The organism is Polynucleobacter sp. MWH-UH23A (assembly GCF_040409805.1).
Taxonomy (GTDB): domain Bacteria; phylum Pseudomonadota; class Gammaproteobacteria; order Burkholderiales; family Burkholderiaceae; genus Polynucleobacter.
In genome coordinates this window covers 1,456,141-1,472,917 of record NZ_CP099572.1, presented here as the reverse complement: position 1 = coordinate 1,472,917, position 16,777 = coordinate 1,456,141, and the positions used below count along the sequence as shown (strand labels likewise).

Sequence of the window (16,777 nt, the reverse complement as noted above, 5' to 3'; positions counted from 1 at the left end):
GTTAGGCATGTTATGAGTACACCAATCGCAATTGATATCAATAAAATTTTGCAATTACTGCCGCATCGCTATCCCTTTTTATTAGTCGATCGCGTGATTGAAATTACTCCTCGCGAAACTATTACTGCATTGAAGAATGTCACTATGAATGAGCCATTCTTTCAAGGACATTTTCCAGATTTTCCAGTAATGCCTGGAGTGTTAATTATTGAAGCGTTGGCGCAAACAGCTGCGTTGCTAACCTTTTCTGAAGAGCGCGCTGAAGATGCAATTTATTACTTTGCCGGAATTGATGGCGCACGTTTTAAAAAGCCAGTATTGCCTGGTGATCAGTTAATCATGACTGCAAAATTGGAGCGTGGCCGCGCTGGCATTTATAAGTTTGCCGTTCAAGCAACGGTTGACGGAGAGATCGCAGCGGAAGCGAATATTACTTGCGCAGTGCGGACGAAAGGCGCGTAATGACTCGGATTCATGCATCTGCGGTAGTAGATAGCAAGGCTGAGCTTGCCAGCGATGTTGAGGTTGGTCCATATTCTGTAATTGGCCCTAATGTCAAAATTGGCGCTGGCACCAAGGTTGGCTCTCACACTGTGATTGAGGGTCATACTACGATTGGCAAAGAAAATAACTTTGCACACTTTGCTGCGATTGGTGGGCCGCCGCAGGATATGAAGTACCGCGGTGAGCCGACCCAACTCATTATTGGCGATCGCAATACCATTCGTGAGTTCACGACGATTCATACGGGCACGTCGCAAGATGAGGGCATTACCCGCATTGGTGACGATAACTGGATCATGGCTTATGTTCACATAGCTCATGATTGTCAGGTCGGTAATCACACCATATTCTCTAGTAATGCACAGATTGCTGGACACGTTCAAGTAAGCGATTGGGCCATTATGGGTGGCATGTCTGGTGTGCATCAATTTGTGCGTATTGGCCAGCATGCCATGTTGGGTGGCGCATCTGCGCTAGTACAAGATATCCCACCTTTTGTCATTGCGGCAGGCGATAAGGCTGCCCCTCATGGTATTAATGTGGAGGGCCTAAAGCGCCGTGGTTTTTCAAGTGAAACGATTTCTGCTTTGCGCCAAGCTTATAAAGTTCTCTACAAAGATGGTTTAAGCTTTGAAGAGGCGAAGGCGGAAATTCAGAAAATGGTATCTGCAAGTGCTGCTGATCAAGCTACCGCTGAAAAGCTCGCGCAGTTCCATGACTTTATTGCAGCCTCAACGCGCGGCATCATTCGATAACGGGAATACCTTGCCAAAGTTAGCTTGTGTAGCTGGCGAACCCTCTGGCGACTTATTAGCTGCGCCAGTTCTGAGTGCCTTAAATCAAATCCCAGATATGGCTGGTCTCGAGGTTTATGGCATCGGTGGCCCGCGTATGCAGGCTCAAGGTATGCGATCCGATTGGTCGATGGAGACCTTGAGTGTCCGAGGATATGTTGAGGCGATTAAGCAATTACCCGCTATTTTGAAGTTACGTAAGGAGCTCATTGCCAACCTATTAGGTGATGGGCGACCCGATGTCTTTCTTGGGATTGATGCCCCCGACTTTAATTTGGGCGTAGAGCTGCAACTGCGTAAGGCGGGTATCCCCACTTTACATTTAGTCTCTCCATCCATCTGGGCATGGAGAGCGGGGCGCATTAAAAAAATTGCTCAAGCGGTTGATCGCATGCTGTGCATCTTTCCTTTTGAAACCGAAATCTATGATCGCGCAGGCGTAGCCTCTACCTATGTAGGGCACCCATTGGCAAGTGAAATTCCATTGGAACCCAATATATCTCAAGCAAGAGAAAAGATTGCGCGAGCGCTCCATCTAGGTCGTAATGGCAAAGATGATTTAGAGGGATTAGTGATTGCAGTCTTGCCAGGCAGCCGTTCTTCAGAGATTGAGTTGATTGCTCCTGTGTTTTTTGAAACGATGGAATTGTTGGCAGATAAGCTTCAAGGTCAAAAATTGCATTTCTTGATTCCGGTTGCCACTCCTCGTTTGCGAGCCCCCTTAGAGGCATTATTGAAGGCAAGCAAAGATCAATTTCCGGATATCCAAATTCATTTACTTGATGGTATGGCTGACGAGATTTTAGAAGCCTCCGATGTTGTGCTTATTGCTAGTGGTACTGCTACTTTGCAGGCTGCACTTTGGAAGAAGCCAATGGTGATTTCCTATAAGGTCCCCTGGCTTACCGCTCAAATTATGAAACGCCAGGGATATTTGCCTTATGTTGGCTTGCCTAACATTTTGTGTGGCGAGTTTGTTGTGCCCGAGTTATTGCAAGGTGATGCGACGCCTGAGAAATTAAGCGCCGCAATTTTGGATTGGATTCATCATCCAAGCAAGGTTGCACAAATCAAAGAGCGCTTTGCAAAAATGCATGAAACATTACGTCGCCCAACAGGTCTTTTAGTTGCTCAAGCGGTTGCGCAAACTATCATGGACCGTCGTGTCGGGCGAATTGCTTCATGAGTATGCTTTGGGTTTGTGGAGTGGATGAAGCAGGTCGTGGTCCATTAGTTGGTGCGGTGGTTGCTGGCGCAGTAGTTCTTAATCCGGACAAACCGATTGATGGCTTAAAAGATTCTAAAAAATTGACGGCAGCAAAGCGTGATTTTTTGTATGAGCAAATTTTGGAAAATGCGAAAGCCTGGGGGGTTGGTGAAGCAAGTCCAGCTGAGATTGATCAGATCAACATACTGCAAGCAACAATGCTGGCTATGCGTCGGGCTATAGAGGATTTAAGTATTCGTTTGGGTGCTTGGCCAGAGAAAGCATTGATTGATGGCAATCGATGCCCCGAGTTACCCATCGCGGCTGAGGCAATTATTAAGGGTGACGCAAAAGAACCCGCGATTTCTGCAGCTTCCATCATTGCCAAAGTGACTCGCGATCGACAAATGATGCGTTTGCATCAACAACATCCAGAATATGGCTTTGCTCAGCACATGGGCTATCCCACAGAGGCTCATTTTGCCGCCTTGAAGCAGTATGGCGCTTGCTCTGAGCATCGTAGAAGTTTTTCTCCAGTTCAGAAAGTTTTGGAATCCCTGTCTAGCTAAATAATGAACTTTGATCAAATCACCTCAAAAGAGAACCCGCTGTTCAAAGAACTGCGTTTGTTGCAGGCAACAGGATCAAAGGGTCAGAAGGCTAGGCTAAGTAGTGGATGCGCTTTGCTTGAAGGTATTCATCTTGTTCAAGCTTGGGTGGGAGATACCGCATTAAAGACACTCTTTACCTCTGAAATGGGTTTACAAAACCCCGAAATTTCACAGGCTATTTATTCTCATATTGAGATTTGTCCAGAGACTAAGGTGTATCAACTAGATAATGCCCTTTGGAATGTATTAAGTGAGTTAGTTAATGCTCCTCACATTGCTGGCTTATTAAGCTTGCCTAAATCGTCCTTAGCATCTGCCCAGTCGATATCAAATTTAGATGGGGATGTCGTGATTTTGGATCGCATTCAAGATGCAGGTAATGTTGGCACGATCTTGCGCACAGCTGCAGCCACTGGGTTTACACAGATTATTGCTTTATCGGGTTGCGCCCATCTTTGGTCTAGTAAAGTTTTGCGCGCAGGAATGGGCGCCCATCATTTGTTGGATCTTTATGAGGGCTGGACTAATCATCAAGTATTAAGTGCGGTCACTGCTCCCTTGATGGCCGCAACAGCAGATGCTGAGCAAGATCTTTTCAATTTAAAGCAAGAATTACTGCAGCCTGTAGCTTGGGTGATGGGAAGTGAAGGTCAGGGTGTATCAGAAGATTTACTGGCGCAGGCAAAAGGAGTTTCTATTCCGATTGATCCGCGTATAGAGTCCTTAAACGTTTCTACGGCAGCTGCTATTTGCTTATTTGAAACCGTTCGGGTTCGACGCAGTTAATTAATTTAGCTTTAACCTAAAATCGTCTTATCAGATTTAATTGCTTGTAGTACTGTGGTTGCGATTTCTTCGATGGATTTGCTTGTCGTCATAACCCAAGGAATGGATTGCTTTTTCATCATCGCTGTTGCCTCATTAATTTCATAACGGCAGTTTTCAAGTTTGGCATAATTGCTACCTGGGCGACGTTCGTTTCGAATCTCTGAAAGACGTTCCGCATCAATCATGAGACCAAAAATTTTCTGGCGATAAGGAACTAGGTCCTTAGGTAGTTGACCTCGTTCAAAATCCTCTGGGATTAATGGATAGTTTGCAGCCTTTAAACCATACTGCATCGCTAAATAGAGGCTGGTTGGCGTTTTTCCGACGCGAGATATTCCTACCAAGATGACATCGGCTTCAGCAAGGTTTTGGTTGGATTGACCGTCATCGTGGGCCAAGGAGTAGTTAATTGCTTCAATTCGGTTCTTATAGGCTTCGGTATCGGCATTGTGGTGAAGGCGATTCATGGCGTGCGTGGATTTCATCCCCAGGGCAGCCTCAAGAGGGGCCACGAAGGTCTGAAACATGTCCAAAATAAGCCCATTAGCCTTAGCAACAATGGAATTGAGCTCAGCATTCACTAGGGTGGTGAAAACAATGGGTTGAACCCCATACTTATTGGCCGCCTGATTAATGCTGCCTACAGCGTCATGAGCTTTATCAACGCTGTCCACAAATGGGATCCGGATATGCTTAAAACTGGCCTCAAACTGCGCCAAAATTGATTGGCTGAAGTTCTCGGCGGTAATGCCTGTGCCGTCAGAGACAATAAAAACAATACGGGTTTCAGTAGACATTAATTTGGCCTAAATGTGGGGTCAGAACTACAATAGAATCATATTAAATGAAGTCGCATTTTAGGCGACCGCTTGACCAGTTTCCTTATCTTTTGAGAGTATTTTATGTCCAACCAACAGCAACAAAATAGCAGTATGGCAAATGCCTATGTTTTGCCTTTTGAGCAGCTTCGAATGACGGATGTTGAGTCAGTCGGCGGTAAAAATGCATCTTTGGGTGAAATGATTTCACAGCTCTCTTCTACGGGAGTTCGTGTACCTACTGGTTTCGCGACAACTGCATTGGCGTTTCGTGATTTTCTAAAACACAATAATTTGACCGAGCGTATTCAGGAGCGTTTAGAAGGTCTCAATATTGATGATGTGCGTGCATTGGCGCAGGCGGGCGCGGAGATTCGTGAGTGGATCGAAACCGCGCCATTCCAGCCAAAGCTTGAGGAGGATATTCGTAAGGCATTTGCAACACTGGACGATTCTGGCAAAGGTTCTTTTGCAGTTCGTTCATCTGCTACTGCGGAAGACTTACCAGATGCTTCTTTCGCTGGTCAGCAAGAAACATTCTTGAATGTCGAAGGCATCGAAGATGTATTAAGTAAGATTCGTGAAGTTTTTGCATCTCTCTATAACGATCGTGCCATTTCCTACCGGGTTCATAAGGGCTTTGCCCATGAGGAAGTTGCCTTATCGGCTGGCATCCAGCGCATGGTTCGCTCTGACTTGGGTGCTTCTGGGGTGATGTTTACGCTAGATACTGAATCGGGTTTTGAAGATGTAGTATTCATTACCTCTAGCTATGGTTTGGGTGAGACTGTTGTGCAGGGTGCTGTAAACCCGGACGAGTTTTATGTATTCAAGACCACATTAGCACAAGGTAAAAAAGCGATCATTCGTCGTACCCTAGGTTCTAAGTTGATTCAAATGCAATTTGCGCCAAAAGGGTCCTCTGAAAAGGTGCAAACAGTTGATGTCACTCCTGAGAAGCGTAATCGTTTTTCCTTGGAGGATGCAGACATTACTGAGTTAGCAAAATATGCCGTCATCATTGAGAAGCATTATGGTCGCCCAATGGATATTGAGTGGGGCAAAGATGGTCAAGACGGCCGCATCTATATTTTGCAAGCACGTCCTGAGACGGTGAAGAGCCAAGCGGCTGGTCAAGTCGAGATGCGCTACAAACTTAAAGGCAGCTCTAAGGTGTTGGCAAAAGGCCGTGCAATTGGTCAAAAGATTGGTGCTGGTCCAGTACGTGTAATTCGTGATCCAAGCGAAATGGACCGCGTACAGCCTGGCGATGTATTGGTTGCCGATATGACCGATCCAAACTGGGAGCCTGTAATGAAACGAGCTTCTGCGATTGTGACCAATCGCGGCGGCCGTACTTGCCACGCGGCAATTATTGCCCGTGAATTAGGTGTACCTGCAGTTGTGGGTTGTGGCGATGCTACGGAGCAATTACAAGACGGTATGGTTGTGACTGTCTCTTGTGCTGAGGGTGATGAAGGCCACATTTATGATGGCTTGATCGAAACTGAGGTAACTGAGGTTTCTCGCGGTGCATTGCCAGATATTCCTGTGAAGATCACGATGAATATCGGTAACCCGCAATTGGCATTTGATTTCTGCCAATTACCAAACGCAGGCGTTGGATTGGCCCGCTTAGAGTTCATTATCAATAACTATATTGGTGTGCATCCACGCGCAGTGTTGGAATATCCAAATATTGATCCTGATCTCAAGCGTGCTGTAGAAAGCGTTGCTCGTGGTTATGCAAGCCCACGCCAATTCTATGAAGACAAGTTGGTTGAGGGTGTAGCTACCATTGCAGCTGCTTTTTATCCAAAGCCAGTCATCGTGCGCTTGTCAGACTTTAAGTCTAACGAGTATAAGAAGCTGATTGGTGGATCTCGCTATGAACCAGATGAAGAAAACCCGATGCTGGGCTTCCGTGGCGCGTCCCGCTACGTATCAGAAGAGTTTGGTGAAGCATTCGCGCTTGAGTGTGCAGCAATGAAGCGCGTTCGTGAAGATATGGGTCTTGATAACGTCGAGATCATGGTTCCATTTGTGCGCACTATCAAACAGGCTGAGCGCGTCATTAATATGATGGAAAAGTTTGGTCTGAAGCGTGGCGTAAATGGTCTGCGACTCATTATGATGTGCGAGATTCCATCTAATGCCATCTTGGCAGATCAGTTCTTGGAGTATTTCGATGGATTCTCTATTGGTTCCAACGATATGACCCAGCTAACACTTGGCCTTGATCGTGACTCTGGCATGGAGTTGTTAGCGATTGACTTTGATGAGCGCGATCCAGCGGTTGAGTTTATGGTTGAGCGTTCAATTGTTGCTTGCCGCAAGCAAGATAAGTATGTCGGTATTTGTGGTCAGGGCCCATCCGATCATCCTGACTTTGCACGCTGGTTAGTTGAAAAGGGCATCACTTCCATCTCGCTGAACCCAGACAGCGTAGTGGAAACGTGGGAAATGTTAGGCAAAAGTTTAAAAGCCTAACTACAAGCAAGCGTAGACAAAAAGCCTAGAGACAATCTAGGCTTTTTTCTTTGTTGCAGTCTTTTTTGCAGACGTCTTAGTAGCTGTAGTCGTTTTGGCTTTAGACGGTTTTACTGTTTTGGCTGATAGACGATGAATTGGAACCGCCCCCATTTTTCGAGCAGGTTCAGAGATAGCGCTGGATTTATTAGCCCCACTCCAGCTAGGTTCGGCAATGGAGTTAAACGCATCACGAAGCTTTTCGCCCCACAAGCGATGAATCATCTGAAAGTATGGGTTAGATTCATCTAGGGTAACCAATTTGCTAGCTTTTAAGGAATTCTTTTCGTAGACCAAGAGATCCAGCGGAAGTCCAACTGAGATATTGCTATTTAAAGTGGAATCCATCGAAATTAGGGCGCACTTGGTAGCGAGATTCAACGGGGTGGAAAAGTTCACAACGCGATCAAGAATGGGTTTTCCATACTTTGATTCACCAATTTGAAAATAGCAGGTTTCCGGGGTGGCTTCGATGAAATTGCCAGCGGAATAGATATTAAAGAGGCGTGGCCTTTCATTTTTTACCTGGCCACCGAAGATGAGATTGCAATTGAAATCAATCCCGGCTTTTTCAAGCGCTTTGTGATCTCGATCGTAGACTTGCTTGACCGCCTCGCCAACGACAACAGCAGCGTCATGAGAGCTCCCTACATTCCAAAGATTTTTGCCATGAAAGAGTTGTCCTTGTAGCAGAATTTCTTTAACTGCTTGGGTGACGGCAAGATTGCCAGCACTCATCATCGCAAAGAACCGATCACCATCTTTTTGAAATAGGGCCATTTTCCGAAATGTCCCAATCTGATCAACTCCAGCATTGGTGCGGGTGTCAGATAAAAACACAAGACCATCTTTCAGGCAAAGTCCAACACAATACGTCATTTACATCTTTCCTTAATTGTTTTGAATATTATCTCTTAATGCCTTAAAGATTCTGCATAGGACTTAGGAAAGTTGCTGGATTGAGATGTTCGCGGTCAGCTCTTCGCCAACGCCGCCAGTGCGAACGCCTTTAACAGGAGCGGCTGAGTAATAATCACAACCAATCGCTAGGCGAACATGGCGCGCATTTGTCAAGCAGGCATGAGTAATGTCTACGCTATTCCAGACGCCGTTATCAATATCACTGCAAAAATCAATCCAGGCATGGCTAGCTAAATTAGGAGATTCCTCAGCGAAAAAGTAGCCGCTGACATAACGCGCTGGGATTTGCGCAGCTCTGCAAAGGCTTAGCATAACGTGGGCATGATCCTGACAAACACCGGATTTCATGGCAAAAGATTGGGCTGCGGTTGTAGCAAAGTTCGTTTTGCCGGGGGCATAATCAATCGAGCCTTGTACTGCAGAGGCTAGCTTGAGGATTTCATCAATGGTATTTTTCTTAGGGAGAGAAGAGGAGAAGTAATCTAGCATTTCCTCGGAAGGCTCCGTCAGCTTAGTTTGTTGCAAAAGGTAGTAGGGGGAGACTGCTTTGGGGTCATCAATATACTCATGCGCATCTTGAGTCAGGATTTCACCCTCTGCCTCAATCATCATTGAGGTATATGACGCCTCTTGGACAAAGATGCTGCATAGATTATTGAATGCATCAACAGAGTTAGAGGCTTTAATTGGTGTGTTAATCTTCCAGCGTTCTACTTTCTGCCCATCTGTAGTGGGCGGGCTCAATCGTAGCTCTTGAATAGAGTAACGTACTGGAGTTTCATATCGGTATTCGGTGCGGTGTCGTATTTTTAGATGCATAGGTATATCGTTCTAAGCCACAGCTAGAGGAATAAGATAGGCGCTACTGAATTCATCAGCGATGTGATTAATTCTTTCTAGAAAATTCTCGATAAATTCTTCAAGACCCTGTGAGAACACTTCATCAACATCTGAATAATCTAAGCTAGCTTTGAGCTTGCCTAGTAAGCGCTCAATTTCCTTGGATTGCTGATTTTTTACCTCAGATACGAGAGGAATTAATTCATTTACGCAACTTACTAGTGAGCGCGGCATCTGTTTATTGAAAATTAATAGCTCCGCCACTTGTTTCGGGGTGACTTGATCTGAATAAATTTGACGATAAATTTCAAAGGCAGATACAGATCTTAATAGGGCTGCCCAGTGATAAAAATCAAAAAATTCACCGCTGGATTCTTTCTCGACTACTTGTTGTTTCCCTATTGCCGAGAGTGCTTCTTGATCTTCATATTTGGTTTGCAAAATACGAGCGGTATTGTCGGCGCGCTCAAGTAATGTGCCTACATTTATAAAGTAAAAAGATTCATTTTTAAGCATCGTGCCATGCATAACACCTCTAAATAAATGGCAGCGGTGCTTTACCCATTCAAGGAGTCTGCTTGGATCAGCTTGATGTCTAGCCTGCAATATGCGTTGCAATTCCAGCCATGTGGTGTTTTGCGTTTCCCATACTTCAGAGGTAATCTTTCCACGTATAACCCGAGCGTTTTCGCGAGCTGCAAACAGGCAGGATACGATGCTTGATGGATTGCTGGTTTCATAAATCATGAAATCCAACACATTCTCGCGATTGATCACATCATATTTACTCAAAAAAGTATTTTCTAATTTAGAAATCGTGAGTAATTTTTTCCAGCTTTGTTCTAAAAACTCTGGTGGCTGGGGAAGCAAAGAGGTTTGATGGTTTACATCGAGCATGCGCGCGGTATTCTCTGCACGCTCTGTGTAGCGCGCCATCCAGTAAAGGCAGTCAGCTGTGCGGCTCAACATCGCTTATTTCTCCAGTACCCAAGTGTCTTTAGTGCCGCCACCTTGAGAGGAGTTCACTACCAGCGAACCCTCCTTAAGCGCAACGCGAGTAAGGCCGCCAGGTACCATCTTGATGGTTTTGCCAGACAATACAAAGGGACGCAAATCAATGTGTCTTGGTGCTACTCCAGATTCCACAAATGTAGGGCAGGTAGATAGGGCAAGCGTGGGTTGGGCAATATATTTATCTGGGTTTGCAAGTAAGTGCGTTCTGAATTCTTCAATCTCTGCTTTGGTCGATGCTGGGCCCACTAGCATGCCGTAACCACCTGCGCCATGTGTGAGCTTGACCACTAATTTTTCTAAATTAGCTAGAGTGTATGCAAGATCATCTGGTTTGCGGCATTGATAGGTTGGGACATTATTGAGGATCGGTTTTTCTCCCAGGTAAAACTCAATCATGTCTGGCACATAAGGGTATATAGATTTGTCATCGGCAATACCAGTGCCTATCGCATTCGCAAGAGTGATGTTGCCGGCTCGATAGGCCGACAGCAGTCCCGCCACTCCGAGTGTGGAGTCCGAACGAAATGCAAGAGGATCCAAAAAGTCATCATCAACACGACGATAGATCACATCCACTCGTTCTGGACCCTGGGTAGTTCGCATATAGACCTGCTCATTTTTTACAAATAGGTCTTTGCCCTCTACAAGTTCTACGCCCATTTGTTGCGCTAAATAACTATGCTCAAAATAGGCAGAGTTATACATGCCGGGTGTGAGTACAACCACATTAGGTTTTTTGACGTCATCGGGCTTAACAGACTTTAGGCATTCCAAGAGTAGGTCTGGGTAATGCTCTACAGGTGCGATTCGATATTTCTGAAATAGATCTGGAAAAAGACGCATCATCATTTTGCGGTCTTCAACCATATAAGAAACCCCGGATGGGACGCGTAAGTTATCTTCAAGAACGTAGAATTCGCCTTCTCCTGCGCGAACAATATCGATGCCAGCGATTTGCGCGTAGATATCACGTGGCACATCAATATTGCGCATCTCGGGTCGGTATTGCGCATTATTAAAAATTTGCTCAGCCGGAATAATGCCCGCTTTAATGATTTCTTCATCGTGATAGATGTCATAGATGAAGCGGTTGAGTGCTTTGACCCGTTGCCTTAGGCCAGTCTCTAGCTGCTCCCATTCTTTTGCGGCGAAAATGCGGGGTACTTGATCAAAAGGAATGGTTCTTTCTGCGCCCAGATCATCGCCGTAGACCGCGAATGTGATGCCAACCCGCCTAAAAATGAGGTCCGCCTCAGCGCGCTTAAGACCCATCAGGGTGTCGCTTTGCTGCTTCAACCAATTATGAAAAATTTCGTAATGGGGGCGTGCTTTGCCAGAAGCATCCAGCATTTCATCAAATGGCAGTTTCATGTTTAAAGGCTAATGCCTTGAATACTGCTGAATTTAAAAATGTGAAGCAGCTTGGTGCTACCATGCACCAGACGGGTGCAGTATGCTCAAACCTCGGACTTTAGATTAGTCCACTTGTAGGATTGTTACGCGTTGAGATCGCCCCGAGCAATTCTTCCTTTTTGTACTTCCCACTCACGTTCTTTAGTGGCGGCACGTTTGTCGTGTTGCTTTTTACCTCTTGCTAGACCTATCTCGCACTTCACTCTACCTTTTGAGAAATGCAGATTTAATGGAACTAGCGTGTAGCCTTTTTGTTCTACTTTGCCAATCAGCTTGCGAATCTCTATTGCATTTAGTAATAGCTTTCTGGTGCGGACATTATCGGGAACAATATGGGTTGATGCAGAAAGAAGGGGGGTAATGTGGCAGCCGATCAGAAAAAGCTCCGCCTTACGTATCACTACATACGCTTCTTTAATATGCACGCGGCCCGCTCGGATGGCTTTTACCTCCCAGCCTTCAAGAACTAGCCCTGCTTCAAAGCGCTCCTCGATAAAATAGTCGAAGAAAGCTTTTTTGTTATCGACGATACTCATATTTATTTAGCTTCCAATAACGATTATGGCAGACGTCTACAAGACCGTTTTAATTGGCCAATCAGCTGACAGAATGTATGGTCTGGTCACTGATGTAGCGCGATATCCTGAATTCCTGCCCTGGTGCGGCGGAGTCGAAATCTTTGAGCAGACCGAAACTGTTTTGGATGCCAAAATCAATATCAACTTTAAGGGTATTAATCAGTTTTTCCATACCCGCAATGTCAATCATCGACCTGAAACCATTGATATGGTATTCGTGGATGGACCATTTAAGCATTTCTCTGGTCAATGGAACTTCATCCCTTTACGTGAAGATGCTTGTAAGGTGGAGTTCAAGTTGCACTGGGAGTTCAAGAGCGTCATTTTGGATAAAATCATTGGGCCAGTGTTTGGACACATTGCTGGAACTTTCGTAGATTGCTTTGTGAAGCGTGCTGAAGAGCTTTATGGCTAATCGAGTACTTAATATTTGGCTTTGTGATGCAAGAGAGGGCGAGCCCAATCTCAAGCCATTTGAGCTGATCATTAAGTCCGACGAGAGTCCGACAGTTGGACTTGCTCTGGTAAAAGCGGGATTCGCATCGGGTCAAGAGGATCCAGTCATCGCCAGAAAGGGCTGTTTTGGGGTTTTCGGGAAGCGCAAGGACTGGGATAGCCCAATTTATGAAGGCGACCGCCTAGAGCTATATCCCCCCTTGTTAATCGACCCTAAGGCGGTTCGCCGCAAGAAGGCCAACCAGAACCAGGACGCCAAATTCCAGGCTGCAGCAGCCAAAAGGAGGGCTAGGAGGCTATAATCTGTTTTTGCGACTAGGGGTTTTGCATGCGACTCATTCAAAAAGCACTCACTTTTGACGATGTGCTCCTCGTACCGGCTTATTCTTCGGTGCTCCCTCGAGATGCCAGTTTGGCTAGTAAATTAACTCGGGATATTTCACTTAATACGCCATTGGTATCCGCTGCGATGGATACCGTAACAGAAGGTCGTTTGGCGATTGCCATGGCTAGTGAAGGTGGCATCGGTATTGTTCATAAAAATTTGAAGCCTGCTGAGCAAGCTCGCGAAGTGGCAAAAGTAAAACGTTATGAGTCCGGCGTTCTACGTGATCCCATCACCATCAGTCCAGATGTGACTGTGCGTCAGGTAATTCAACTGTCGCGTGAACATGGATTTTCTGGATTTCCGGTTTTGGTTGGCAAAGAGGTCGTTGGCATCATCACCAATCGTGATTTGCGATTTGAAGAAGACTTAGAAGCACCAGTAAAGAGCAAGATGACTCCACGTGAGCGCTTGGTGACAGTAAAAGAGGGCGCATCACTTGAGGAAGCAAAGCGATTGATGAGTCAACATCGCTTAGAGCGAGTACTTGTCGTTAATGACAAGTTTGAATTGCGTGGCCTTATCACCGTTAAAGATATTCTGAAGGCGACCGAACATCCTAACGCCTGTAAAGACAGCGAAGGCAAGCTACGTGTGGGTGCCGCGGTTGGAGTAGGTCCAGATAATGATGAGCGTATCGAATTATTGGTGCGCGCCGGTGTTGACGTGATTGTGGTGGATACGGCTCATGGCCATAGCCAAGGCGTTCTCGATCGTGTGAAATGGGTGAAGAAGAACTATCCGCAAGTGCAAGTTATTGGTGGCAATATCGCTACTGGCGATGCTGCAAAAGCCTTAGCTGATCATGGCGCTGATGGCGTGAAGGTAGGTATTGGGCCAGGCTCAATTTGTACTACTCGTATCGTGGCGGGTGTAGGCGTTCCTCAAATTACTGCAATTGTGAATGTAGCTACTGCTCTTAAAGGCACTGGTATCCCACTGATTGCAGATGGCGGTATTCGTTATTCCGGTGATGTTGCAAAAGCATTGGCTGCTGGCGCAAGTGCCGTCATGATGGGCGGCATGTTTGCAGGTACTGAAGAAGCTCCTGGTGAGGTTTTCTTGTATCAAGGTCGCTCTTACAAGAGCTATCGCGGCATGGGTTCTTTGGGTGCAATGGCTGATGGTTCTGCTGACCGTTATTTCCAGAGCGATATTGTTGCGAATGCCGAGAAGCTAGTTCCTGAAGGTATTGAAGGGCAAGTTCCCTATAAAGGCAGCGTGCTTGCTATCTTGCACCAACTGACAGGTGGTATTCGCTCTTCTATGGGTTATCTGGGTTGCAAGACGATTGCCGAACTTCATGAGAAAGCCAATTTTGTGGAAATTACATCGGCGGGCGTCCGCGAGTCGCACGTTCATGATGTGAAGATCACTAAGGAAGCGCCTAACTATCATATTGATTAAAAATAAATAAACGCTGACTTTAAGAGTGATTGTTTCGTGCACGACAAAATACTGATTCTCGACTTTGGTTCACAAGTAACTCAATTAATTGCAAGACGTGTGCGTGATGGGCGGGTGTATTCAGAAATACACCCCTATGATTGCGATCCGGAATTTATCCGCAAGTTCATTCAAGAGCAAGGCGGCAAAGGGATCATCCTTTCTGGTGGACCAAGCTCGGTCACAGAGGCTGCTAGCCCACGAGCACCACAAATTGTTTTTGAACTTGGCGTTCCTGTTTTGGGTATCTGTTATGGAATGCAGACCATGGCAACCCAGTTAGGCGGCGCTGTTGCTTCAGCTGAGTCGCTCGGCAAGGCTCGCGAGTTTGGGTACTCAGAAGTGCGTGCGCACGGTCACACCAATTTACTCAAAGGCATACAAGATTTTTCTACTAGTGAAGGCCATGGCATTCTGAAGGTGTGGATGAGTCACGGCGACTCAGTAACTAAGCTACCTCCTGAGTTTTCTCTGATGGCCTCGACGGATTCTTGTCCAATCGCAGGCATGGCAGATGAGAAGCGTCGCTTTTATGCATTCCAGTTTCATCCAGAGGTAACGCACACCATTCAGGGCACGGCAATTCTGGAGCGCTTTGTGCATCAAATCTGTGGCTGTAAGCCAGATTGGGTAATGGGCGACTACATTGCAGAAGCGGTGGAAAATATTCGCAAACAAGTTGGCGCTGAAGAAGTCGTCTTGGGCTTATCTGGTGGCGTCGACTCAAGTGTTGCTGCCGCATTGATTCACCGCGCTATTGGTGATCAGCTAACTTGCGTGTTTGTTGATCACGGTCTACTTCGCCTAAATGAAGGCGATATGGTCATGGAGATGTTTGCTCGCAATCTAGGTGTGAAGGTGATCCGGGTAGACGCAAAAGATACTTTTATGTCTAAGCTTGCAGGTGTAGCCGATCCAGAAGCCAAGCGAAAAATTATTGGTAAAGAGTTTGTGGAGATTTTCCAGGCTGAGTCTGGAAAGATTAAGAACGCCAAGTGGTTGGCGCAGGGCACTATTTATCCAGACGTGATTGAATCAGCTGGTAAAGGTAAAAAAGGTGCTCATACTATTAAGAGTCACCACAATGTTGGTGGCTTGCCTGAGGATATGCATCTGAAGTTGCTTGAGCCATTGCGCGAGCTCTTTAAGGATGAGGTGCGTGAACTTGGCGTGGCTTTGGGCTTGCCTCGTGAAATGGTCTATCGCCATCCTTTCCCAGGTCCTGGTCTTGGTGTTCGTATCCTTGGTGAAGTTAAGGCGGAGTTTGCAAGCTTGTTGCAAAGGGCGGATGCGATTTTTATCGAAGAGCTACGTAATACCATTGATGAAGTTAGTCAAAAATCCTGGTATGACCTTACAAGTCAGGCATTTGCCGTATTCTTGCCGGTCAAGTCAGTAGGCGTCATGGGTGATGGCAGAACCTATGAATACGTTGTGGCACTCAGAGCAGTTCAAACCCAAGACTTTATGACTGCACATTGGGCGCATTTGCCTCATGATTTGCTTGGCAAGGTTTCCAATCGCATCATTAATGAAGTGCGCGGCATCAATCGCGTTGTTTACGATATCAGTGGAAAACCTCCTGCTACGATCGAGTGGGAATAAGTAGCAGCTTTTGAGATGACTGAGTTGCGCCAAACCGCCCTTGAAATTTTGGCAATTACAGACCCAAAGATCAAGGTTGGTCGAACATTTCAGTTATTTGATGACCATCAACAGCAAAATCTAAATCTCAATATTGCTGCAATTTATGATGACGCCAATCTTCAACTTCCTGGTCGACCACATAAACCAGAATTAGTTCCCCCTTTAGATGTTCCTAAAAGAAAGATGGATACCATTGATGGTAGAGCATCTTTGCTGCACTCATTAGCACATATCGAATTTAATGCTATCAATCTTGCTCTGGATGCCATCTGGCGTTTCCCCGATATGCCTGAGCAGTACTACGCAGACTGGTTAAAGGTTGCCAAAGAAGAGGCTTATCACTTCACTCTCGTAAATGAATACATTCAATCGTTTGGGTATTCATATGGAGACTTTCAAGCCCACAACAGTCTGTGGGAGATGGTTGAGAGAACTCAGGATTCGGTAATCGCTAGAATGGCCTTAGTACCCAGGACTATGGAAGCGAGAGGTCTTGATGCAGTACCGATGATTCGCGAGCGATTCAGACAAATAAAAGATACGCGCGCCGTTGAAATTCTTGACATTATTCTTCGAGATGAGATTGGCCACGTTTCTATTGGTAATTATTGGTTTAATTATTTATGTAGCGAGGCGGCTATATCGCCAATTTCAACTTATCGAGACTTAGCAAGGCAATACCGCGCTCCAAAATTGAGGGGGCCGTTTAATCTTGATGCACGCAAGCAGGCAGGCTTTACGGTTGAAGAGTTAAGTTTGCTTGGGGTATAGTTGGTTTACAGACCT

Annotated in this window: 17 protein-coding genes; 11 read left to right on the top strand and 6 right to left on the bottom strand. The window is 45.9% G+C overall.

Features of this window, described 5'->3' with window-relative positions:
* The first annotated feature begins 12 nt into the window (after positions 1-12).
* From fabZ to NHB35_RS07690, 5 genes are read left to right on the top strand one after another with little or no spacing between them, the layout of a single operon-like run.
* Positions 13-462 carry a 3-hydroxyacyl-ACP dehydratase FabZ gene (gene fabZ / locus NHB35_RS07710; RefSeq protein WP_173956137.1) on the top strand — a complete coding sequence of 150 codons (450 nt, stop codon included), beginning with the start codon at positions 13-15 and terminating at the stop codon, positions 460-462.
* Positions 462-1,259, top strand: a complete 798-nt coding sequence (gene lpxA, locus NHB35_RS07705; protein WP_353431801.1) for an acyl-ACP--UDP-N-acetylglucosamine O-acyltransferase — start codon at positions 462-464, stop codon at positions 1,257-1,259. The genes fabZ and lpxA overlap by 1 nt, the downstream gene beginning before the upstream one ends.
* Positions 1,219-2,484, top strand: coding sequence for a lipid-A-disaccharide synthase (gene lpxB / locus NHB35_RS07700; protein WP_353431800.1), 1,266 nt, complete (start codon positions 1,219-1,221; stop codon positions 2,482-2,484). Before lpxA ends, lpxB begins: the two co-directional genes overlap by 41 nt.
* The gene (rnhB, locus tag NHB35_RS07695) at positions 2,481-3,074 is read left to right on the top strand and encodes a ribonuclease HII (protein WP_353431798.1); all 594 of its coding nucleotides are present in this window, start codon (positions 2,481-2,483) and stop codon (positions 3,072-3,074) included. The genes lpxB and rnhB overlap by 4 nt, the downstream gene beginning before the upstream one ends.
* 3 nt (positions 3,075-3,077) lie before the next feature.
* Positions 3,078-3,902, top strand: coding sequence for an RNA methyltransferase (locus NHB35_RS07690; RefSeq protein ID WP_353431796.1), 825 nt, complete (start codon positions 3,078-3,080; stop codon positions 3,900-3,902).
* An 11-nt stretch (positions 3,903-3,913) separates the two neighbouring features.
* Here NHB35_RS07690 and NHB35_RS07685 read toward each other — a convergent pair whose 3' ends face one another.
* Complete coding sequence (locus tag NHB35_RS07685) at positions 3,914-4,741, bottom strand: pyruvate, water dikinase regulatory protein (protein ID WP_353431795.1); 828 nt, start codon at positions 4,739-4,741, stop codon at positions 3,914-3,916.
* A gap of 105 nt (positions 4,742-4,846) precedes the next feature.
* Between NHB35_RS07685 and ppsA the strand changes: the two genes are divergently transcribed.
* A complete protein-coding gene (ppsA, locus tag NHB35_RS07680) occupies positions 4,847-7,252 on the top strand; it encodes a phosphoenolpyruvate synthase (RefSeq protein ID WP_353431794.1) in 2,406 nt (801 codons plus the stop codon).
* 36 nt (positions 7,253-7,288) lie between these two features.
* On the opposite strand, the gene NHB35_RS07675 is transcribed toward ppsA, so the two are convergent.
* The 5 genes from NHB35_RS07675 to smpB all read right to left on the bottom strand — a co-directional run bounded on the left by NHB35_RS07675 (position 7,289) and on the right by smpB (position 12,015).
* Positions 7,289-8,170, bottom strand: coding sequence for a peptidase (locus tag NHB35_RS07675; RefSeq protein ID WP_353431793.1), 882 nt, complete (start codon positions 8,168-8,170; stop codon positions 7,289-7,291).
* Positions 8,171-8,233: 63 nt separating this feature from the next.
* Positions 8,234-9,031, bottom strand: a complete 798-nt coding sequence (locus NHB35_RS07670) for a transglutaminase family protein (RefSeq protein ID WP_353431792.1) — start codon at positions 9,029-9,031, stop codon at positions 8,234-8,236.
* 12 nt (positions 9,032-9,043) lie between these two features.
* A complete protein-coding gene (locus NHB35_RS07665) occupies positions 9,044-10,021 on the bottom strand; it encodes an alpha-E domain-containing protein (protein ID WP_353431791.1) in 978 nt (325 codons plus the stop codon).
* A 3-nt stretch (positions 10,022-10,024) separates the two neighbouring features.
* Positions 10,025-11,437 (bottom strand): circularly permuted type 2 ATP-grasp protein, encoded by a 1,413-nt coding sequence (locus NHB35_RS07660; RefSeq protein ID WP_353431790.1) that lies wholly within the window; start codon positions 11,435-11,437, stop codon positions 10,025-10,027.
* Positions 11,438-11,562: 125 nt separating this feature from the next.
* Positions 11,563-12,015, bottom strand: coding sequence for an SsrA-binding protein SmpB (gene smpB / locus NHB35_RS07655; protein WP_215315717.1), 453 nt, complete (start codon positions 12,013-12,015; stop codon positions 11,563-11,565).
* Between the two features lie 25 nt (positions 12,016-12,040).
* Between smpB and NHB35_RS07650 the strand changes: the two genes are divergently transcribed.
* The 5 genes from NHB35_RS07650 to NHB35_RS07630 are packed head-to-tail and all read left to right on the top strand — an operon-like array spanning position 12,041 to position 16,762.
* Positions 12,041-12,472: a type II toxin-antitoxin system RatA family toxin gene (locus tag NHB35_RS07650; protein WP_215315715.1), complete on the top strand. Its 432-nt coding sequence runs from the start codon at positions 12,041-12,043 to the stop codon at positions 12,470-12,472.
* The gene (locus NHB35_RS07645; RefSeq protein WP_353431789.1) at positions 12,465-12,815 is read left to right on the top strand and encodes an RnfH family protein; all 351 of its coding nucleotides are present in this window, start codon (positions 12,465-12,467) and stop codon (positions 12,813-12,815) included. Before NHB35_RS07650 ends, NHB35_RS07645 begins: the two co-directional genes overlap by 8 nt.
* Before the next feature lie 26 nt (positions 12,816-12,841).
* On the top strand, positions 12,842-14,305 hold the full coding sequence (gene guaB / locus NHB35_RS07640; RefSeq protein ID WP_353431788.1) for an IMP dehydrogenase: 1,464 nt from the start codon (positions 12,842-12,844) through the stop codon (positions 14,303-14,305).
* Between the two features lie 36 nt (positions 14,306-14,341).
* Complete coding sequence (guaA, locus tag NHB35_RS07635; RefSeq protein ID WP_353431787.1) at positions 14,342-15,949, top strand: glutamine-hydrolyzing GMP synthase; 1,608 nt, start codon at positions 14,342-14,344, stop codon at positions 15,947-15,949.
* A 15-nt stretch (positions 15,950-15,964) separates the two neighbouring features.
* Positions 15,965-16,762, top strand: coding sequence for a ferritin-like domain-containing protein (locus NHB35_RS07630; protein WP_353431786.1), 798 nt, complete (start codon positions 15,965-15,967; stop codon positions 16,760-16,762).
* The last annotated feature ends 15 nt before the right edge of the window (positions 16,763-16,777 follow it).